Origin of the sequence: Rhodocaloribacter litoris, assembly GCF_011682235.2 — a bacterium.
Lineage (GTDB): Bacteria > Bacteroidota > Rhodothermia > Rhodothermales > ISCAR-4553 > Rhodocaloribacter > Rhodocaloribacter litoris.
Genome location: NZ_CP076718.1, coordinates 1,286,490 through 1,305,833, shown reverse-complemented (window position 1 = coordinate 1,305,833; position 19,344 = coordinate 1,286,490). Strand labels below are relative to the sequence as shown.

Genomic DNA, 19,344 nt, shown 5'->3' with positions numbered 1-19,344 from the left:
GGGCGCGGCGAGACGGGACCGTCGCCCCTGTTCAGGAGGTGAAATATTTTTCCAGCTCGTGCAGGGTGTCCGGAGAGGTGGCCTTGTCGCGCACGATGCGTCCCCGTTCGAGGAGGGTGATGCGGTGGCACACCTCCGTCACGTGCAGGAGGTCGTGGCTGGAGATGATCATCGTGGTGCCGTGCGCGGCGTGCAGCACGCGCAGGAGCTGCTTGAGGCGGATCTGGGAAGGGGGGTCCAGGTTGGCGAACGGTTCGTCGAGCAGGAGCAGGCGCGGGCGGACGAACAGGGCGGCCATGATGCCGATCTTTTTGGCATTGCCCATCGAGAGGTCGCGGATGAACCGGGTCGTCCGGCCGAGGGGTTCGTCGGGATAGAAGGCCTGAAGGGGTTGCAGGGCGGCGCGTGTTTCTTGGGGCGAGAGCCCGTACAGGCTTCCGATGAAGTCGAAGTACTCGTCGGCGGTCAGGTAGTCGATGAGGTAGGTGCGGTCGAGGTACGAGCCGGTGTGGCGTTTCCAGTCTTCGTGTTCGGCCACGTTGCGCCCGTCGAGGTAGACGGCGCCCGCGCTGGGCTCGATCAGGTTGAGCACGAGGCGGAGGAACGTGGTTTTGCCGGCCCCGTTGCTGCCGACGAGGCCCACGATCTCGCCCGGGGCGATGTGGAGCTCGGGGATGTCGAGCGCGGTGGTGGTGCCGAAGGTCTTCTTCAGGCCGTGTACGTCTACGTGCATGGGGTCCAGGTGCGCCGCCGGCGGAAGCCCTCGGCCATGCGCAGGCGGCATTGTTCGAAGCGGGAGGCGAAGTAGGAGATCCAGAGCGGGGTGGCCAGCAGGCCGATCAGGCCCAGGCCGCCGAGCAGGAGCAGCCCCGTGTCGGGGGTGTCGCGCAGGGCGAACAGCGCGATCGAGGGGGGCAGGGCGGTCGGGAAGAACCAGAGCCAGTGGGCGGTGGAGAACCCTTCGTAGTTGAAGAAGGCACCGCTGCGGGCGAGGTCGACGGGCTGCCGGTTGCGCAGCGCCAGCAGCATCACCAGCACCGTCGTGATGCCGGCATTGTAGAAGAGGAAAGCGAGGTGGAGCTTCACCAGGGCCGGTTTCAGCCAGAGGAACAGGGGCAGGCTGGCGACGAAGAGCAGGAGACAGGAAGCCTGCAGCAGCAGCAGCTTGGCCCGGATCAGCGCCCGCGCCGGAAGCGGCCGGACCAGGAGCCCGTCGAAGTGGCTGCTTTCCCAGCTGAACATGAGCTGGCCGTGGTTGAGCACGAACCCGCCGGAGGCAAACAGCCCGATGATGCCGCCGAGGATGACGTCTCCTCCGGGCGAGGGGTTGGCGAGCAGGAAGACGAGGTAGAGCGTGGAGAACAGCAGCGAAAGGAGCAGGTAGTGGCGGGGACGGCGGTTGCGCCAGATCAGCCGCAGTTCGAGCAGGATGAGCCGGCCGGTGAGACCGGCCCGCTCGAGCAGCGGGAGGCGCCGCGTCCGGCGGGCCGGAACCGCGGTCCCGGACCGCGGCAGGTACAGGCCGCCGTGCAGCCGCTGGAGCAGCATCAGGTTCGAGGCCAGCACCATCCACACCGGGAGAGCCGTCACCAGGAGCAGGACGGTCGTCTCGCCGGCGAGCAGCCCGCCGAAGAGGTAGGCGGAGAAGACCTGCACGTACCGGGTTCCGAGCAGCTCGTCGAGGTAGATGAGCGAGAGCAACACGCCGAAGCCCAGCAGGAAACGCCCTTCGTGCCGGGTAAGAACCGAGCGAACGAGCAGGTTGGCGAAGTTGGAGGCGGCGAGGGCCAGCAATACCCCCAGGAGCCATGCGGCCGCCCCGCCTGCCGGGTAGTGCCCTGCAACGTGCCGGCTCCAGAACGGCACGAAGAACAGCAGGGGGTAGACGTTGTGCAGGCTCAGCAGCGATGTGGCCTGAAAGAAGCGCACGAGCCGCGCCCGCTCGATGGGCAGGTGCAGGTACGGCTGAAACCGGAGCGCCGGCGTCTGCTGGAAGAGAAAGCGAAGGCCGAAGAGGCCGATGAACACCGGCAGCAGGTAGGTGTTGACCACCGTCACGGGATCCCCTGAAGGGGCGAGCAACCCGGCAAACCGTTCGAAGTACAGCCCGAGCGTGATCAGGGTGAGTCCCAGATAGAGCCCCATAATGCCAAAAACGCTCCAGACGAAGAGGTTCTGGCGTGCCCGCAGCGAGCGGAGAAAGATCCGCCACTGGTTTCGGGTCAGCAGGCGATACGTCGCGAAGGCAGGCATCCGGGCGAAAAACGAAGCTGTTTACAGCTGTTTACATAACTGATGTTACGCAGTTGAAACCTGTGGGATAGCAGGACTACCCCTCCGTCGCTTCGCGACACCTCCCCTTCGCAAGGGGAGGGGCTGCATGGCCGCATCGTCTCGGCCCAGGCCCTTCCCCCTGGCCGCACCCGGCGGCCCTGCAGGGGGAAGGTCCCCGAAGGGGGGATGGGGGTCGCCCTCTCCCTGGTCGAGGGGCCCGCCACGAAGCGAAAGGGAAGCAACGGGACGGCTTCGTCGCCTACTGCGTAACATCAGTACATAAGAAACGTTGGGGTGTGGCACAGGCAAAATGGACGCGTTCCGCGTCCAGACGCGGCCGAACGTCCAGATCCCCGGTTCTTAAACCAGGGATGAATGGCCAGCCGAGAACTTTGGCAGAATCGTCTCGTGCTTTGGTCCGGCGGTCGGAGCGACCGTGACAGCCTGTGGAGACGGTGTAAGACCAGCGCTGATTTCGGTCAGCGAGGCTACTGTCGGTGAAGCAGGAATCTCCCGGATTTATCCGGGGGAGGCTCAACGGAGGCAATATCCGGAATCTCCGGTGCAAGGTCGAGTCCCGGCGACAGGGGTTCGCAAGAACCGGACCCATTTTCAGGAGGACGGATACCCGGACGCGCCCGCCCCGGTTGCCGCGAAGGCGCGAAACGCGCAGGGTTCCCCGTTCCGGTTGAAGGGAAAGCGACCCGGAACGGGGAACCCGGACGCGCGTCGCCCGTGTGGGATTCGGTTTCGGGCCGGTTGTCTACTGCTGCACGGTGATCCGGATCTCGTCCCGGTACTGCGGGCCGTCGAGGGCGATGTGGGCACCGTCGGCCAGTTGCAGGCGGAGCGTGTGGGTGCCCGGTGCAAGCTCGAGCTCGGCTTCGAGCTGTCCCTGGCCGAAGTGGAGGTGCAGGGAATCGGTCGGGATCACCTGGCCGGCCGGCACGAAGTCCGTGTCGATGAGGATGTGCAGGTGCCCGGTGCCTTCCTCCATGGTGCCGGCGGGGACGATCCGGACGCCCTCGGCCCCCATGACGACGCGCACGGGCGAGGTGACCGTGTCGCCGTCGGCCGGGGTGACGAAGAAGACCTGTACGGCGGTCGTGTCCGTCTCGGTGGTCGTCACCTCGGTGTTTTCCGGGGAGGGGGTCTCCGAACCGCCGCAGGCCGCGGCAAACAGGAGCAGGAGGAAGCAGGAGGCGGGTAGTGCAAGGTGTTTCATCGTGGTGTGGTGGTGGGTGGGAGGAACGAAGGAGCGCTGAAGCAGGTGGGCCGGCCGTGCCCGCGGGCGCAGGTTGCCTCGCACAATCTTCATGGCGGCACGGGGGCGGGCATCCTATCTTCAACACGCCCCCAGCAACCCGTTTTGCCCGTCGTTGTTTCCGGGATTGGTGCCGACCTCGCCTTCGATAGCATGCCTTGTGGCCGAAGACCTGGGTCACCGGTTCGGCCGCCGCATCCTTTTCCGGAGGCTCGGTTTTACCCTGGAGGGCGGGCAGGCGCTTGCCGTGACGGGTGCGAACGGGTCCGGCAAGTCGACGCTCGTGCGGATCCTGGCGGGGGTGCTGGTGCCGTCCCGGGGCACGGTGACGCTGACGGCCGGCGGCCGGGCGATACCGCCGGCGCAGCGGCCGCTGCACGTGGGCCTGGTGGCTCCCTACCTGAACGTGTATGAAGGGTTCTCCGCCCGGGAGAACCTGGCTTTTCTGGCGCGGGCGCGGCGGCTTCCGGAGGCGCCGCGTCGCATCGAGGCGGTGCTCGAGGCGGTGGAGCTTACCGCCCGTGCCGACGACCTGGTGGCCACCTACTCGTCGGGGATGAAACAGCGGATGCGCTTCGCGGCCGCGCTCCTGGCCGATCCGCCGCTGCTCCTGCTCGACGAGCCGACCGCCAACCTGGATGCCCCGGGCCGGGCCATGGTGTCCCGGATCGTGGCCGGGGCCCTGGCGGCGGGGCGGCTCGTCGTCATCGCCACGAACGATGCCGGGGAAGCGGCGGGGTGCTCCCGGATTCTGTGCGTCGAGGACTACCGTTGAGGGGCGGCGCGGGTCAATCGCGGGCCAGGGCCAGCGTGGCCAGGAGGACGGCAGCCGCGCCGCCCGCCCGGAGCGCCCGGGCCGCGGCCACCACGGTGGCACCGGTCGTCAGCACGTCGTCCACCAGCAGCACCCGGTGCCCGGCGACGCCGGCCGCAGGGGAGGCGGGCGCAGCAAAGGCTCCGTGGACGTTGGCCCACCGCTCCGGGCGGGTGAGCCGGGTCTGCGAGCGGGTGGCGCGGGTGCGGTGCAGCATCTCCGGCCGGCACGGCAGGTCCAGCACCGCCGCGACCCCCTCGGCCAGCAGGGCGCTCTGGTTGTACCCCCGTTCGTAGAGCCGCCTGGGGTGCAACGGCACGGGGACGACCAGCTCCGGTGGGGCCGTCCCGCGCAGCGACCCGGTGCGCAACGCCTCGTCGAAGGCCTGCCCGACCAGGTTGCCGAGGGCGCGTGCATGGGCCGGCCGGTTGCCGTACTTGAGGATGTGCTGGATCCGTTGCAGGGTGCCCCCCTTGTCGAAAAGCCACAGCGAAAAGGCCGCCTCGAAGACGTCCCGGCTCGCCGTAAGGGCCGCCAGGCGGGCGGCCACCTCCGCGGGATCGGCCCGCTCCAGGCTCCGCAGGCAGGACGGGCAGACCGGGCCGCCCGCCGACCGGAGCCGGTCCCCGCAACCGATGCAGCACGCCGGCATGACGACCTCCAGCAGGCCGTCGCCCACGGATCGCAGCAGCGCATGCAGCCCGGAAAACATGACGGAGGCCGGTCGTTGTTCAGCTTGCCGGGCGCTCCTCCGGCAATGGAGGAAAAAGGATGAAAACGCCCCCCTGCACGCCCGTCCTTCCCGGGAGGCACGTAAAATTCGTATACTTCGGCAGGGTCCGGCAGCGCATAAGCTACGACATCAGACAGGAATTCGCATGGCTACCCGGAAGCGCAAAGGTATGCTGATCAAGAACACGAACCCGCGGCCGGTGGTGATCGAGATGGCCACGCGCACGCTCCGGCTTGGGCCGGGAGAGGAGAAGCTGATCACGGCCGAGGAGGTGCGAGACGCGGAACTGCGGGAGAAGCTCCAGGTGCGGGCCGTTTCCATCGTACGGCCGGCCGAGCCGCAGGAGGAAGAGGCGCTGCTCCGGGAACTGGCCGAGGCCGCCCGCCTGAAAGACGCCGAAGCGAACGACGAGGCCGAGCCCAGGCCGGAGCAGACGCCCGGACGGTAGGTGCAGCCCCCACGTCCTTTTTTCGGAACGCTCCCAGATCGTAACGAGCCGATGAAGGTCCTTGCCCTGGAACCCTGGTACGGAGGGTCCCACCGTAACTTTCTGGACGGTTTCTGCAAGCACAGCCGTCATGAGATCCTGCCCATCACGATGGCGCCCCGCTTCTGGAAGTGGCGGATGCACGGTGGGGCCGTCACGATGGCCCGCAAGGCCGTCCAGGCCGCCGAGCAGGGGTTCCACCCGGACGTCATCTTCGCCACGGACATGGTCAACCTGCCGGCCTTCCTGGCGCTGACCCGCTCCCATTTCGACGGCGTGCCCGTCGTTTTCTTTCTCCACGAAAACCAGCTCACCTATCCGCTGCCGCCCGGCCAGGAACGCGACGAAACCTACGGCTACATCAACTACCTCTCGTGCCTGGCCGCCGACCGCGTCGTCTTCAACTCCCACTTTCACTACGAGGAGTTTATGGAGGCGTTGCCGGTTCTGCTCCGGCGCTTTCCGGATTATACGCACCTGCACACGGTGCAGGAGATCCGGGAGAAAAGCACCGTCCTGCATCTGGGCATGGACCTGGCGGCGCATGATCGTTTCCGGGCCGAATACCCGCCTCATACCTGGGGTCCCGGGATGAAGCCGCCCATCGTGCTGTGGAACCAGCGCTGGGAGTACGACAAGAACCCGGAGGCCTTCTTCCGCCTGATGAACCGGCTCGACGACACCGGCCACCGGTTTCAACTCATCCTGGCCGGGGAGCGCTTCGAAGAGCAGCCCTACGAGTTCGAGCAGGCCTTCGAGCGGTATGCGGAACGGATCCTCCACTACGGGTACGCCGAGGACTTCGAGGAGTACAGCCGGCTGTTGCACCGCGCCGACCTGGTCGTTTCCACCTCCCTGCACGAGTTCTTCGGCATCGCCATCCTGGAAGCCATCTACTGCGGCTGTCACCCGCTTTTGCCCAACCGGCTCAGCTATCCCGAACTCATTCCCGCGTCGCTGCACCGGCCGCTGCTGCACGCCCCCATCCTCTACGAGGACGAGGAGGAGCTCTACCGGATCCTGTCCGCCATCCTGCGGGGAGAGGAACGCCCGCTGCCCGTTTCCACGCTGCGGAGCATACCCGAGCGACTCGACTGGCGCACGCACGTGGCGGCCTACGACAGCCTGCTCGAAGAGGTCGCGGCCGTTCCGGCGGCTACGGTCTAGGCTGCGCCGGTCAGCGTGAAAGGAGCACCGGGGGAGGACCGGCGGCGGGCGGCACGTCGGCCGGAGCCGGTCGTGCGTCGGTGGCCGCCGTCTGGTTGCGGTAGACCAGGATGCCGTCGATGATCGGTTCCGTTTCGTGGTAGGCGTGCAGCCGGTTGATGAACCCTTCGTCGAGGACCTGGTGCTTCTCCAGGAGCAGGATGCCGCGGATCGAGCGCACGTCGCGGGCCAGTACCATGCCGGGCTTCAGGTCGAACAGGCCCACCTCCACCTCCATGGCGTGGTTGATGGGGCGGTTCTCCTGCAGGATACACGTGATGAGGATATCGACGAGGTAGGGGTCGAACAGCGTCGGGGTGTTGTCCCGGACGTACTTCAGGGCCTGTTCGGGGGTGGTTTTCTGGAACGAGCTGCGCCCGTTGAGGGCGTTGTCGAACGCATCGGCGACGGCGATGATGCGGGAGCCCAGGGGGATCTGGTTGCCTTCGAGGCGTTTGGGGAACCCGCCGCCGCCGTAGTGCTCGTGGTGGTGGCGGACGTAGCGGGCGGCTTCCTCCAGGTTCGGAATCATCTGGACGAGCGCGGCGCCCCGGGTGGCGTGCGTCATCAGGACGGCCCGGTCGTGGGCCTTCATCTGGGCATAGGGCTGCTTGAGCAGGTTCGGGTCCATCGTGATTTTGCCGATGTCGTGCAGCGTGGCGGCCACCTCCAGCTGGAAGAGCTGCTCGCTGCCGAGCCGGAGCCGTTCGCCGATCATGCAGGCCAGGGCCGTCACGCGCTTGGCGTGCTTGCTCAGGGCCGGGCTGTGCATGTCCGCCAGCTGGGACAGCACCTCGATCGTGCCGCGGAAGCTCTTCGTCAGGGACTGGTTCAACTCGGTCACCTGGCGGGTGCGCTCCATGACCTTCTGGCGCAGCGTCCTGTTGAAGGCTTCCAGCTTCTGGTTCTGTTCTTCCGTCAGGGACAGCAGCCGCTGGTTTTCCTGGACGAGTTCGTACTGGGCCACGGCCTGGCGCAGCGTGGCCTGCAGCTCGTCGTCGTTCCAGGGTTTGGTGAGGAAGCGGTAGATGGCGCCTTCGTTGATGGCCCGGATGACGGCGTGGATGTCGGCGTAGCCGGTCAGGATGATCCGTATGGTGTCGGGGGCGTGTTCGCGGGCGCGGGCCATCAGCTCGGTGCCGTCCATACCCGGCATGCGCTGGTCCGAGAGGAGCACCGCGTAGGACTGCTCGCGCACCCGGTCGAGGGCTTCCTCCGGCGAGGTGGTGGTATGGACCTCGTACTGCTTGCGCAGCAGCCGGTGCAGGGCATGCAGGATGTTTTCCTCGTCGTCGACGAGCAGCAGCCGGGGCCGTTCGGCCGTCTCGTCCCGCCGGGCAGCCGGGGAAGCCGTCATGGTGCAGGGTCGGGTTTGTGGGTTGGACGGCAGGGGGCCTGGTCGTGGGCGGCCAGCCGCTCGGCGAGCGCCTCGCGGTCCCGGCGCATCCGCTCCAGTTCGGTCCTGAAGAGTTCGGTCAGACGGAGCGTGGCCTGCCGGCTCTCCCAGCGGGCGAAGCCGGCCCGGAGGGTGGCCCGGAGGTCGTCGTCGTTCCAGGGTTTGGGCAGGAAGCGAAACACCTCGGCCTCGTTGATGGCCGCCACGATGGCATGCGGCTCGGCATAGCCGGAGAGGATGATCCGTATGGTCGCCGGATAGCGGCTCCGGACCTCGCGCAGGAGGTCCGTGCCCGTCATGTCCGGCATGCGCTGGTCGGCGAGCACCACCTGTACGGGGTGCCGCTCCAGGATCGCCAGCGCTCCGGTGCCGCTCGTGGCCGTCAGCACCCGGTACGGCTCCTTCCGGAGCACGCGCCGGAGCGAGCGCAGCACTCCTTCCTCATCATCGACACACAGAAGCGTTCGCTCAGGCGGGTTCTTGGGATACGGGGAGGTAGATAGTGAAAGTGGTACCTTCACCGACGGTGCTTTCGACTTCGATTCGACCATGATGCTGTTGGATGATGCCATAGGATATGGAAAGACCGAGACCGGTCCCCTTGCCGACCGGCTTCGTGGTGAAAAAGGGCGTAAAGAGTTTGGGCAGGTGCTCCGGCGGGATGCCCGTGCCGTTGTCCGTGATGCGCACGATCACCTCCGTTTCGGTCGCTTCGGTCTCGATGACGATCACGCCGTGGTCGGAGATCGCCTGGGCGGCGTTGAGCAACAGGTTCATGAACACCTGGTTGAGCTTGCCGGGATAGCAGGGAATGAGCGGGAGCGGGTTGAACCGGGTCTCGACGGCACACCGGTACTTCAACTCGTTCCAGATCACCCGCAGCGTGGTCTCCAGGCTTTCGTTGACGTTGGCCATCTGCATCTCGGCCTCGTCCACCCGGGCAAAACTTTTCAGGCCCTGGACGATTTCCTTGATTCGTTGCAGCCCGTTGTGCGACTCGGCCATGAGCAGGTCCAGGTCCGAGGTGATGAAGTCCAGGTCTTCTTCCGCTTCGATGGTGCGGATGGCCTGCAGATGCCGGGCCTGTTCGGGGGGCGGATCGGGCGGCAGGGTGGCGGCCAGCGCCGCATAGTGCTGCAGCAGCAGCCGGTAGGTGTCGATGTATTCGGAGAGTGTGTTGAGGTTGCTCATCACGAAGCCCACCGGGTTGTTGATCTCGTGGGCGATGCCGGCGGCCATCTGGCCCAGTGAGGCCATCTTTTCCGATTGAACGAGCTGGGCCTGGCTCTCCTTGAGCTTTTCGTTGGCTTCGCGGAGCTGGCGGGTGGCCCTTTCGGCCCGCCTCTTGGCGGCCTCGAGCTCGTGGATGGTGAGGGTGTGCTCATGGGCCCGCGCTTCGAGCGCCGTCGAGGTGGCTTCGAGATCCGCCGCATACGTGGCCAGCGCGGCCTCGGCCCGTTTGCGCTCGGTGATGTTCCGGCTCATGATGGCCACGCCGTCCGACCAGGGCACGACCTGCTCGTAGTACCAGCCCGGGGTCGGAAAATCCCCGGGCATCTGGTACTCGTGTTCGAGGGGCGTGCCGGTTTCGAACACCTGCCGGTATTGTTCGAACAGCCCTCTGGTTCGGTAGACGGGAAAACGCTCGCACAGCGGTTGCCCGATCAGCGCTTCGCGCGGCAGGGCGAGCCCGGCTTCCGTGCGCCGGTTCAGGTCGATCACGGTGAAGTCGACGACCTGGCCGTCCTCGTCCCGGCGGCATTCGAGCAGCAGGTAGGCGTCGAGCATCCCTTCGAGGGTGGCCAGGAAGAGCTCGCGGCTCTTCTGAAAGGCCCGTTCGGCCTCCTTGCGCTCGGTGATGTCTTCGGAGATGCCGAGCAGGTAGACCGGCCGGCCCGTTTCGTCGAGCACCGGGATCTTCTGCGTGTGCAGGTAGCGTACGCCCGAACGGGTGTGGATCGGTTCTTCGGGAATGTCGAGCAGTTTGCCGGAAGCGAGCACCTCCCGGTCCTTGGCTACGAAGAAGTCGGCCTCCTCTCTGGGGAAGAAGTCGTAGTCCGTCTTGCCGATCAGCTCGTCGCGGCGGTAGCCCAGGATCGTCTCGGCGGCCCGGTTGAAACGCAGGAAGCGCAGGGTCTCGGCGTCTTTGACGAAGACCTTGACGGGGATGTGCTCCAGGACGGCGTCAAGGAAGGCGTTTTCGTTTCGGAGGGCGGCTTCGGTGCGTTTGTATTCGGTGATCTCCTGGGCGAAGCCGAGGGCGTGCCCGTCCGGCAGCGTGCCCGCGGGTGCTTCGGTGGAGAGGGTGAGCAGGGCCCAGACGGTGTGCCCGTTGCGGTGCTGCAGGGCGGCCTCGGCCCGGGCGGTGTGGCACCGGTCCTCCCGCAGGTCGGCCAGCAGTTGCTCGAAGGCGCCGGGATCGACGAGCAGCCGGCGCAGAGAGCGGCGGCCCGGGTCGGGATACCCCACCAGGCCGGCGAAGGCCGCGTTGCCGTAGCGCAGCCGGCCGTCCCGGAGGCGGACGACGAAGGCGCCGACCGGGCAGGCGGCGAGCCAGGCCGGAAGGCCGTTCCGGGCCGCCCGCCCGGATCGCCGGGCAGCGAGGCCATTGGTGCGGGCAGGCTGTTTCATGGGACGAACTACTGGCCGGGAGACACACAGGGCACCTCGCCCCGGCGTATCCCGCGACGATCAAGCGTACGACACGTTTTTCGACGTCGCACCGGCCTGCGGGCCGGTCGTGCGCATCGTCCCGTCACGAAGGGTCCGGTCGCCTGAGGAGCAGGGGTTTCAAGAGAGGGGCAGCGCGATCGGAGGCCGGGCCTTCGCTTCGGATGCGTATCCGGGTTGAATTTCGTTTTGAGTGAGTATCGGATCGAGGCGGCGATTTTTAATGGGCCGGCCCGGACCGGGTTGTGAAGGAGAACGAAAAAAGGGCGCACGGTGGCGGTGCTCCGTGCGCCCGGAAGGATGCGGAGGGGGGCGGGCTCAGCCCATGTTTTCCACGAGGGCTTCGCCGAAGGCGCTCGTGCTCAGGAGCGTCGCGCCATCCATGAGCCGGTGGAAGTCGTAGGTCACGCGTTTCTGCGCGATGGTCTTTTCCATGGCGTGGATGATGAGGTCGGCCGCCTCGTTCCAGCCCAGGTAGCGGAACATCATCTCGCCGGAGAGGATGACCGAACTGGGGTTGACCTTGTCCTGCCCGGCATACTTGGGTGCGGTGCCGTGGGTGGCCTCGAAGATGGCGGCGCCGGTGTCGTAGTTGATGTTGGCCCCCGGTGCGATGCCGATGCCGCCCACCTGCGCGGCCAGCGCGTCGGAGACGTAGTCGCCGTTGAGGTTCATCGTGGCGATGACGTCGTACTCGGCCGGGCGGGTCAGGATCTGCTGCAGGAAGGCGTCGGCGATGACGTCCTTGATGACGAGCTCGCGGCCGTCGTCGAGGGGGAGGACCTGCCAGGGGCCGCCGTCGAGGTCACGTGCGCCGAACTCGTCGCGGGCCACCTGGTAGCCCCAGTCGCGGAAGGCGCCCTCGGTGAACTTCATGATGTTGCCCTTGTGGACGAGCGTCACGCTCGAGCGTCCCTGGGCGATGGCGTACCGGATGGCGGCGCGGACCAGGCGGGCCGTTCCTTCCTGTGAGACGGGCTTGATGCCGATGCCGCTCGTGTCGGGAAAGCGGATCTTGGCGTACTGCTCGGGAAAGGCTTCGCGGAAGACCTGTTTGAAGCGTTCCACTTCTTCCGTGCCCGCCTTGAACTCGATGCCGGCGTAGATGTCTTCCGTGTTTTCCCGGAAGATGACCATGTCCACGGCCTCGGGTTGCCGGACGGGGGAGGGGACGCCCTCGAAGTAGCGGACGGGCCGCACGCAGGCATAGAGGTCGAGCTTCTGGCGCAGGGCCACGTTGAGCGAGCGGATGCCGCCGCCGACGGGCGTCGTGAGCGGGCCCTTGATGGCGACGAGGTGGTGCTCGATGGCCTTCAGCGTGTCTTCCGGCAACCACGTGCCCTGGAGGTTGTAGGCCTTTTCACCGGCGAAGACCTCGAACCAGACGATCCGGCGGGCGTCGCCGTAGGCCCGGGCCACGGCGGCGTCGAAGACGCGCCGGGCGGCGCGCCAGATGTCGGGGCCGGTGCCGTCTCCTTCAATGAAGGGGATGATCGGGTGGTCGGGCACGCGCAGGCGCCCGCCTTCCATCGTGATCAGGTCGCCTTCGGCAGGCGGCGTCAGGTGAGCGTAGTCAGGCATGGGCTATCGACGGATCAGGTTCTGGGAAGCAACGGCGATGGATCCTCGCCGCGGCGGACCGGGTCCGGTCTGCCGGTGAAAATACTGGATGCACGGGATCGAAGTGCGGTGCCGGCGCCGGATCGGGTGCCACGTTTGTCGATTTAATCAAAAACGAAACGGGGAAGCGCTTTTCGCCGGTTTCAGAGTCGTCCGATCAGCGCGCGCAGGCGCAGTTCCCAGACCTTCCAGGCCGCTTCGCGCACGATGGCCCGGCTCATCTTCGAGTGTCCCTCGGTGCGTTCGGTGAAGATGATGGGCACCTCGAGGATGCGAAATCCTTTGCGCCATGCCCGGTAGGTCATCTCGATCTGGAAGGAGTAGCCGTTGGATTTGACCCGGTCGAGGTCGATGGCTTCGAGCACGCGCCGGTGGAAGCACTTGAAGCCGGCCGTCACGTCGTGCACGGGCAACCGGGTGATCAGGCGGGTGTAGACCCCGGCGGCATAGGAGAGGATGAGGCGGGAGAGGGGCCAGTTCATCACGCGGACGCCGCCCGCATAGCGGGATCCGATGACCAGGTCCGCCTCGCCCCGGCAGACGGGGGCGATCAGCCGGGGCAGGTCTTCGGGGTTGTGGGAGAGGTCGGCGTCCATTTCGCAGATGTAGGTATAGCCGCGGTCCAGGGCGAAACGGAAGCCGGTGAGGTAGGCCGTCCCCAGGCCCTGTTTGCCGGAGCGCTCGATGAGGTGCAGCCGCTCCGGGTACTGAGGCTGCATGGCCCGGACCAGGTCGGCGGTCCGGTCCGGGGAGGCGTCGTCGACGACGAGGACGTGGAGGGTGCCGGGCTGGGCGAGCGCCTGCTCGAGAACCGTTTGGATGTTGCGGGCTTCGTTGTAGGTGGGGATGATCACCAGGGCCCGTTTGCCGGTGCCGGGTGCATCGTCTCGGAAGGGAAGGGCGGAGGGTCTGGGTTCCACAGGGCAGGCTGCATCCGGTTGAGGGTCCCGGAATATCCAAAAAATTGCCGCCAATGACGAGCGGGAGGGGCGATGCGTTCCCGGTCCGGCGGCTTTTGCAGGCGAGGAATCGTTGAATCTGTGGCCGGGGACCGGGATGTCAGGACGGCCGTTCGAGTTGCCGGCGCAGGAAGGCGAGGGTATGCTCGACGAGTTCGGGCGGCGGCTCGACGGTGCCGTTCGTCTTGACGAGTTCGACGGTCTGGAGGTACTGTTCGAGGTAACGCTTGCACTTCGGGCAGGCATCCAGGTGGGCGTCGAAGCGGGCCTTGGTCTGCGGGTCGAGCGTGCCGTCGAGGTAATCGGCCAGGAACTCGTTGACCTTCCTGCAGGAGGGGGTGCGGCCGATCATTTGCTGGAGGAGATGGAGAACCTTGCGCATGTAGGATCAGGGCGTGCATTCATTCAATGGAAGTAGCGGTCCAGCAGGCTGCGGAGGGCCCGGCGGGCACGGTGCAGGCGCACGCGGACGGCCCCCTCGCTGATCTCGAGGATCTCGGCCGTTTCGGCCGTCGAGAGCTCTTCGATGTCGCGCAGCGTGACGACGAGCCGGTAGTCCGGTGGAAGTTGCCGGATGGCTTCGTGGACCAGGCGTTTGCGTTCGGCCTGCTCCGCCACACGCTGTGGGTTCCACGGTTCATAGTCGCCGGCATGGGTGCCGAAGCCGGTAAAGCGTGGTTGCAGCCGTTCGAGGTCTTCGTCGGAGAGCGTGTCGTAGCGGCGCGATTTGCGCAGCGAGGCGCGCGCCAGGTTGATGCCGATGGCATAGAGCCAGGTGGTCACCTTCGATTCGCGGCGGAACGTATGCAGGCGCTGGTAGGCCTGGAGGAAGGTCTCCTGCAGGAGGCTCGCCGCCTCGTCCTCGTCGTGGACGATGCGGAGGATCACCCGGTAGAGCCGGGGGCTTTCCTGGCGCACGAGCTGTTCGAAGACGGCCGGGTCGCCCTGCAGCAGTGCCTCCAGGTCGATCGGGTCGCCGGGTGCCGGGGGCTTCGAAGGCGATGCGTGTCCTTGGGTAGGCTTGGGCTCGGGCACGTTACACGAGGGAGCTGGGGTGGGGAAACGGGTCCGCACAACCTGCGCCGCGCGGCACCCGGGAAGCTGCCGGCACCTTCGTGTTCGGCAGGGCGGAAAAGCTACAGGCACGACCGCCGGGATCTACGGGCGGGGGGAAAAGGGGTTCCGCTCGTTAAGATCGGATTAACGCTGGGTTTGGGGGCGCAAAAGTCTTATTTTATAAAGCTCGCTTTCCGTGAAAAGATGCGCTGCGCCGGTCGGGATCGGTGCCGGGTGCAGGGCGGTTTGTCCTATATTGCACAACGTAGTTCGGGGAGATCATCTCCCTTTAACCTCTTAAGACGAAAACGTTATGGCCAGCGAGACGAAAAAGCGCACGCGCCAGCGTGACCAGGTAGAGGAGCAGGGTGTACCGGCCGAGGGGGCCGTGGTCAACGGGCAGGATCTGGAGATTCCGCCCCGGATCGAGGTCAAGCACGTCTTTACCAACTACCAGGCCGGCAAGTACGGCCACAAGGACGTCGGCCTTTCGGAGGAACAGGTCCTCGGCATGTACCGCAACATGCTCCTGCAGCGTCGCTTCGAGGAGCGGGCGGCACAGATGTACGGCAAGCAAAAGATCGCCGGTTTCCTGCACCTGTACATCGGGCAGGAGGCGGTCTCGACCGGGGCCGCGCAGGCGATCCGCATCGGGCATGACTCGGTCATCACCGCCTACCGCGATCACGGGATCGGCCTGGCGCTGGGGATGACGGCCGATGAGTGCATGGCCGAGCTTTTCGGCAAGATCGACGGCTGTTCGCGCGGCAAGGGCGGCTCGATGCACTACTTCAAGGCCGAGAAACGCTTCTTCGGCGGGCACGGCATCGTGGGGGCCCACGTGCCGGTGGGTACCGGCATCGCGTTTGCCCACAAGTACCGCGAGGACGGCGGTGTCTGCCTGACGTTCCTGGGCGACGGGGCCATGGGGCAGGGCGCCGTGCACGAAGCCTTCAACCTGGCGGCGCTCTACGAACTTCCCGTGATCTTCATCATCGAGAACAACCAGTACGCCATGGGCACGGCCATCGACCGGGCCTTTGCCGAGACGGTCTTCATCAAGCACGCCATCAGCAACAACATGGAGGCGGCGATGGTCAACGGCATGGACGTCTTTGCCGTGTGCAAGGCGATCCAGGATCACGCCGAGCTGGCGCGTCGCTTCAAGCCGTCGATCCTCGAGATCCGCACCTACCGGTACCGCGGCCACTCCATGAGTGACCCCGGCAAGTATCGCACGAAAGAGGAGCTCGAGCGAAAGAAGCAGGAGGACCCGATCATCCGCCTCAAGGCCTACATCCGCCAGCACGAGATCGCCAGCAACGAAGACCTCGACCGGATCGACGAGGAGGTGAAGGAGGAGGTGATGCGGGCGGTCGAGTTCGCCGAGAACAGCCCCCTCCCGCCGCTGGAGACGATCTACGAGGACGTGTACACGCAGGAGGATTATCCTTTTCTCGCGTAAGCCGGGCGGATCGGAGATCCCCCGTTCCTGAACGAACAACCTTTGCACAGCGATATGGCAGAACTGCAGTTTCGTGAAGCGATCCGCGCGGCCATGGTCGAGGAGATGGAGCGCGACGAAAACATCTTCCTCATGGGGGAGGAAGTGGCCCAGTACAACGGGGCCTACAAGGTGAGCGAGGGCATGCTCGACCGGTTCGGGCCGAAGCGGGTCATCGACACGCCCATCAGCGAGAACGGCTTTGCCGGGCTGGGCATCGGCGCGGCCCTGAACGGCCTGCGCCCGATCATCGAGTTCATGACGTTCAACTTCTCGTTCGTCGCCTTCGACCAGCTCATCAACAACGCGGCGAAGATCCGGTACATGTCCGGCGGGCAGTTCAAGCTCCCCATCGTCTTCCGGGGGCCCAACGGGGCCGCCGGGCAACTCGGCGCCACACACAGCACCTCCACCGAGTCGATCTATGCGACGATTCCGGGCCTGAAGGTCGTGGCCCCCTCGAACCCGGACGACGCGAAGGGGCTGCTCAAGTCGGCCATCCGGGACGATGACCCGGTCATCTTTCTCGAGAGTGAGGTCATGTATGGCCTGCGCGGGGAGGTGTCTGACGAGCCGGACTACCTCATCCCGCTCGGCAAGGCGCGCATCGCCCGGGAAGGGGAGGACGTGACGATCGTGGCACACAGCAAGAGCTACTGGATCGCCCTGCGTGTGGCCGACCGCCTGGCCGAAGAAGGCTACAGCGCCGAGGTCATCGACCCGCGCACGCTCCGCCCGCTCGACATCGACACCATCGTCGCCTCGATCAAGAAGACGAACCGCTGCGTGATCATCGACGAGAGCAACCCCTATGCGAGTATCTCTTCGGAAATCGCCTATCAGATCCAGGACCGTGCCTTCGACTACCTCGACGCACCCATCCGGCGCATCACGGCGAAGGACGTGCCCGCTCCGTATGCCAAGAACCTGATGGAGTACTACATGCCGCAGGAGGACGACGCGTACGAGGCCTGCAAGCAGGTGATGTACGCCGGCTGACCGGCGGCACGCCGTGTGCAATCCGGGATCGAACCTTTAGCATCGAAGATCGAGATATGGCTATTCCTGTTGAGATGCCGAAGATGAGCGACACCATGGAAGAGGGGGTGCTCGTCAGCTGGCTGGTCGAAGAAGGCGCGTCGGTTTCGGCGGGCGACGTGATTGCCCAGGTGGAGACCGACAAGGCGACGATGGACCTCGAAGTCTATGACGACGGGGTGTTGCTCAAGAAGGTGATTCAGGAGGGGGAGGCCGTGCCCATCGGCGGCCTCATCGCCGTGCTGGGGGAGGAAGGCGAGGACATTTCCGAGGTGCTGGCGAAATACGGCGGAGGCGACGGTTCTGCGGCGCCCGAGCCGGAAACGAAGGCCGAAGCGGTGGAGGCGGAAGCCGGGCAGGCGCCTTCGGGCGACGGTGCGGCGGAGGAGGCGGCCGTGGCCGCCGGGCCGGAGGAAGGGGCACGCATCAAGGCTTCGCCGCTGGCGCGGAAGATGGCGCGCGAGCACGGCATTGACCTGCGTACGGTGCGGGGCAGCGGCCCCGAAGGGCGCATCATCAAACGCGACATCGAGGCGTTGCTGGCCGGTGCGCCGGTCGAGGTGCCGGAGGCCGCTCCGAAGCCGGCCCCGGCAGAGGCCCCGGCCGAGGCGCCGGCCATGCCGGCGGCCTACGACGTGGAGCGTATCTCGCAGATGCGCAAGACCATTGCCCGGCGCCTGGCGCAGAGCAAGTTCACGGCCCCGCACTTCTACCTGACGGTCGACGTCGACATGGAGAAGGCGACGGCGTTCCGGGAGCAGCTCAACGAACTGGCCGAGGCCCAGGGGCGCGGCAAGGTGTCGTTCAACGACCTCGTCACGAAGGCGTGTGCGCTGGCTCTGCGGCAACACCCGTACGTCAACGCCTCCTATCTCGAGGCGGAAGGCGAGATTCGCCTGCACCGGGAGATCCACGTGGCCGTGGCCGTCGCCATCGACGAGGGCCTGATCACGCCGGTCATCCGCCACGCCGACCGGAAAGGGCTGGGGCAGATTGCCGAAGAGACCCGGCGCCTGGCCGAGAAAGCCCGGAACCGGGAACTCCAGCCGGAGGAATACACGGGCTCCACGTTCACGACGAGCAACCTCGGCATGTTCGGCATCGACGAGTTCACCGCCATCATCAACCCGCCGAACGCCTGCATCCTGGCCATCGGGGCGATCCGCGACGTGCCCGTGGTGCGCGACGGCGAGGTCGTGCCGGGCCGGCGCATGCGGCTGACCCTCTCGTGCGATCATCGCATCGTCGACGGGGCCGTAGGGGCCCGCTTCCTGACGACGGTCCGCCAGTACCTCGAAGAGCCGTTGAACCTGCTGCTTTGAATCGATGACCGTTCCGGGCGCACGAGGGCGGCCCCCTGCGGGGAGCCGCCCTTTTGTGTGCGGATCGCATGGACCCGCTTCGGGGTATCAAGCCGGCGAACCCCTGCTGCATGAGGTCATGAAGGTTGCGCATCTCTCCGACATCCACTTCGGTCGCATCGCCCATCCGTTCATCGTGGAGGATCTCGTCCGGGAGGTCAACACGGAAGGGGTGGACCTGGTCGCGGTCAGCGGAGACCTGACCCAGCGGGCCCGTCGCGCGCAGTTCGAGGCGGCCCGGGCCATGCTGGAGGCCTTCGAGGCGCCCACGCTGGTGGTACCCGGCAACCACGATGTCGTTGCCTGGTGGCACCGGCCCTGGACCCGGATCTTCGACCCGCTCCATCGCTACCGCACCTTCATCTCGGACGACCTGAACCCGTCGTTCGTCAAAGACGGCCTGGCGGTGCTGGGCATCAACTCGGCCTACGGGTTGACCATCAAGGGCGGGCGGATTACAGGGGAGGCCCTGAAGGCCATCCGCACGTTTTTTGGCGGGCAGCCCCCCGGGATCTTCAAGGTGCTGGTCGTGCATCATCACCTGACGAAGCTGCAGGCCCTCGGGCCGCACGACGTGGCCCGCCGCGCACGGCGCACGCTGGCGGCGTCGGCCGAGGCCGGCGTCGATCTGATTCTCTGTGGTCACCTGCACATCTCGCACATCGAACCGCTGGATATCGTCCCCGGAAAGCACCGGATCGTCATTGCCAGCGCCGGCACGGCTACGAGCAACCGGGGACGCCGTGGGCACCGCGATACGAACTTTTACAACCTCGTCTCCGTGACGCCGGAGGCGTTCGTGATCGAGGAACGGCGCTACGTACCGGAACGGCGGCGGTTTGTGACGGACGGCACGGTACGGTTCGAGCGGGCGGGGGGAGGAGGGGACCCCGTGGCGGCGGCGGGCCCGGAACCCTGAAGTGCAAAAGGCCCCGGCCTGGCACGACGCCGGGCCATCGAAC

The 19,344-nt window shown here is 66.4% G+C and carries 18 protein-coding genes; 7 read left to right on the top strand and 11 right to left on the bottom strand.

Features of this window, described 5'->3' with window-relative positions; genetic code table 11:
• Positions 1-31: 31 nt before the first annotated feature.
• The 3 genes from GQ464_RS05430 to GQ464_RS05420 form a co-directional block, all read right to left on the bottom strand.
• Entirely contained in the window at positions 32-733 is a 702-nt protein-coding gene (locus tag GQ464_RS05430; protein WP_166977463.1) for an ABC transporter ATP-binding protein, read from the bottom strand.
• Positions 724-2,253 carry a DUF5687 family protein gene (locus GQ464_RS05425; protein ID WP_166977465.1) on the bottom strand — a complete coding sequence of 510 codons (1,530 nt, stop codon included), beginning with the start codon at positions 2,251-2,253 and terminating at the stop codon, positions 724-726. Before GQ464_RS05425 ends, GQ464_RS05430 begins: the two co-directional genes overlap by 10 nt.
• 784 nt (positions 2,254-3,037) lie before the next feature.
• Entirely contained in the window at positions 3,038-3,592 is a 555-nt protein-coding gene (locus GQ464_RS05420) for a DUF4399 domain-containing protein (RefSeq protein ID WP_228350635.1), read from the bottom strand.
• A 106-nt stretch (positions 3,593-3,698) separates the two neighbouring features.
• Between GQ464_RS05420 and GQ464_RS05415 the strand changes: the two genes are divergently transcribed.
• Positions 3,699-4,313 (top strand): ABC transporter ATP-binding protein, encoded by a 615-nt coding sequence (locus GQ464_RS05415; RefSeq protein WP_228350634.1) that lies wholly within the window; start codon positions 3,699-3,701, stop codon positions 4,311-4,313.
• Between the two features lie 13 nt (positions 4,314-4,326).
• Here the strand turns inward: GQ464_RS05415 and GQ464_RS05410 are convergent, their stop codons facing one another.
• The gene (locus tag GQ464_RS05410) at positions 4,327-5,064 is read right to left on the bottom strand and encodes a ComF family protein (protein WP_166977469.1); all 738 of its coding nucleotides are present in this window, start codon (positions 5,062-5,064) and stop codon (positions 4,327-4,329) included.
• A 166-nt stretch (positions 5,065-5,230) separates the two neighbouring features.
• Here GQ464_RS05410 and GQ464_RS05405 point away from each other — a divergent pair, with 166 nt between their 5' ends.
• On the top strand, positions 5,231-5,533 hold the full coding sequence (locus GQ464_RS05405) for a hypothetical protein (protein WP_228350633.1): 303 nt from the start codon (positions 5,231-5,233) through the stop codon (positions 5,531-5,533).
• Positions 5,534-5,584: 51 nt separating this feature from the next.
• A complete protein-coding gene (locus tag GQ464_RS05400; RefSeq protein WP_166977471.1) occupies positions 5,585-6,739 on the top strand; it encodes a tRNA-queuosine alpha-mannosyltransferase domain-containing protein in 1,155 nt (384 codons plus the stop codon).
• Positions 6,740-6,749: 10 nt separating this feature from the next.
• Here GQ464_RS05400 and nosR read toward each other — a convergent pair whose 3' ends face one another.
• The 7 genes from nosR to GQ464_RS05365 all read right to left on the bottom strand — a co-directional run bounded on the left by nosR (position 6,750) and on the right by GQ464_RS05365 (position 14,458).
• The gene (nosR, locus tag GQ464_RS05395) at positions 6,750-8,135 is read right to left on the bottom strand and encodes a response regulator c-di-GMP phosphodiesterase, NosR family (protein WP_166977473.1); all 1,386 of its coding nucleotides are present in this window, start codon (positions 8,133-8,135) and stop codon (positions 6,750-6,752) included.
• Positions 8,132-8,725, bottom strand: a complete 594-nt coding sequence (locus tag GQ464_RS05390) for a response regulator (protein ID WP_228350632.1) — start codon at positions 8,723-8,725, stop codon at positions 8,132-8,134. Before GQ464_RS05390 ends, nosR begins: the two co-directional genes overlap by 4 nt.
• Positions 8,643-10,805, bottom strand: a complete 2,163-nt coding sequence (locus GQ464_RS05385; protein ID WP_166977477.1) for a PAS domain-containing protein — start codon at positions 10,803-10,805, stop codon at positions 8,643-8,645. Before GQ464_RS05385 ends, GQ464_RS05390 begins: the two co-directional genes overlap by 83 nt.
• 357 nt (positions 10,806-11,162) lie before the next feature.
• Positions 11,163-12,425, bottom strand: a complete 1,263-nt coding sequence (gene icd, locus GQ464_RS05380) for an NADP-dependent isocitrate dehydrogenase (RefSeq protein WP_166977479.1) — start codon at positions 12,423-12,425, stop codon at positions 11,163-11,165.
• 182 nt (positions 12,426-12,607) lie between these two features.
• Positions 12,608-13,384, bottom strand: a complete 777-nt coding sequence (locus tag GQ464_RS05375) for a polyprenol monophosphomannose synthase (protein WP_228350631.1) — start codon at positions 13,382-13,384, stop codon at positions 12,608-12,610.
• Positions 13,385-13,523: 139 nt separating this feature from the next.
• Positions 13,524-13,805 carry an anti-sigma factor family protein gene (locus tag GQ464_RS05370; protein ID WP_166977481.1) on the bottom strand — a complete coding sequence of 94 codons (282 nt, stop codon included), beginning with the start codon at positions 13,803-13,805 and terminating at the stop codon, positions 13,524-13,526.
• 23 nt (positions 13,806-13,828) lie between these two features.
• Positions 13,829-14,458, bottom strand: coding sequence for an RNA polymerase sigma factor (locus tag GQ464_RS05365; protein WP_228350630.1), 630 nt, complete (start codon positions 14,456-14,458; stop codon positions 13,829-13,831).
• 334 nt (positions 14,459-14,792) lie between these two features.
• Between GQ464_RS05365 and pdhA the strand changes: the two genes are divergently transcribed.
• The 4 genes from pdhA to GQ464_RS05345 all read left to right on the top strand — a co-directional run bounded on the left by pdhA (position 14,793) and on the right by GQ464_RS05345 (position 19,301).
• Complete coding sequence (gene pdhA, locus GQ464_RS05360) at positions 14,793-15,944, top strand: pyruvate dehydrogenase (acetyl-transferring) E1 component subunit alpha (RefSeq protein WP_166977483.1); 1,152 nt, start codon at positions 14,793-14,795, stop codon at positions 15,942-15,944.
• 42 nt (positions 15,945-15,986) lie between these two features.
• A complete protein-coding gene (locus GQ464_RS05355; protein WP_228350629.1) occupies positions 15,987-16,982 on the top strand; it encodes a pyruvate dehydrogenase complex E1 component subunit beta in 996 nt (331 codons plus the stop codon).
• 56 nt (positions 16,983-17,038) lie between these two features.
• Positions 17,039-18,343, top strand: coding sequence for a pyruvate dehydrogenase complex dihydrolipoamide acetyltransferase (locus GQ464_RS05350; RefSeq protein ID WP_166977487.1), 1,305 nt, complete (start codon positions 17,039-17,041; stop codon positions 18,341-18,343).
• 118 nt (positions 18,344-18,461) lie between these two features.
• Positions 18,462-19,301, top strand: a complete 840-nt coding sequence (locus GQ464_RS05345) for a metallophosphoesterase family protein (RefSeq protein ID WP_166977489.1) — start codon at positions 18,462-18,464, stop codon at positions 19,299-19,301.
• Positions 19,302-19,344: the final 43 nt, after the last annotated feature.

What these genes read in the sequence shown, in the direction of transcription:
- GQ464_RS05430 (WP_166977463.1), bottom strand. Translation starts at nt 733, where the DNA reads ATGCACGTAGACGTACACGGCCTGAAGAAGACCTTCGGCACCACCACC.
- GQ464_RS05425 (WP_166977465.1), bottom strand. Translation starts at nt 2,253, where the DNA reads ATGCCTGCCTTCGCGACGTATCGCCTGCTGACCCGAAACCAGTGGCGG.
- GQ464_RS05420 (WP_228350635.1), bottom strand. Translation starts at nt 3,592, where the DNA reads ATGAAGATTGTGCGAGGCAACCTGCGCCCGCGGGCACGGCCGGCCCAC.
- GQ464_RS05410 (WP_166977469.1), bottom strand. Translation starts at nt 5,064, where the DNA reads ATGTTTTCCGGGCTGCATGCGCTGCTGCGATCCGTGGGCGACGGCCTG.
- GQ464_RS05405 (WP_228350633.1), top strand. Translation starts at nt 5,231, where the DNA reads ATGGCTACCCGGAAGCGCAAAGGTATGCTGATCAAGAACACGAACCCG.
- GQ464_RS05400 (WP_166977471.1), top strand. Translation starts at nt 5,585, where the DNA reads ATGAAGGTCCTTGCCCTGGAACCCTGGTACGGAGGGTCCCACCGTAAC.
- nosR (WP_166977473.1), bottom strand. Translation starts at nt 8,135, where the DNA reads ATGACGGCTTCCCCGGCTGCCCGGCGGGACGAGACGGCCGAACGGCCC.
- GQ464_RS05390 (WP_228350632.1), bottom strand. Translation starts at nt 8,725, where the DNA reads ATGGTCGAATCGAAGTCGAAAGCACCGTCGGTGAAGGTACCACTTTCA.
- GQ464_RS05385 (WP_166977477.1), bottom strand. Translation starts at nt 10,805, where the DNA reads ATGAAACAGCCTGCCCGCACCAATGGCCTCGCTGCCCGGCGATCCGGG.
- icd (WP_166977479.1), bottom strand. Translation starts at nt 12,425, where the DNA reads ATGCCTGACTACGCTCACCTGACGCCGCCTGCCGAAGGCGACCTGATC.
- GQ464_RS05370 (WP_166977481.1), bottom strand. Translation starts at nt 13,805, where the DNA reads ATGCGCAAGGTTCTCCATCTCCTCCAGCAAATGATCGGCCGCACCCCC.
- pdhA (WP_166977483.1), top strand. Translation starts at nt 14,793, where the DNA reads ATGGCCAGCGAGACGAAAAAGCGCACGCGCCAGCGTGACCAGGTAGAG.
- GQ464_RS05350 (WP_166977487.1), top strand. Translation starts at nt 17,039, where the DNA reads ATGGCTATTCCTGTTGAGATGCCGAAGATGAGCGACACCATGGAAGAG.
- GQ464_RS05345 (WP_166977489.1), top strand. Translation starts at nt 18,462, where the DNA reads ATGAAGGTTGCGCATCTCTCCGACATCCACTTCGGTCGCATCGCCCAT.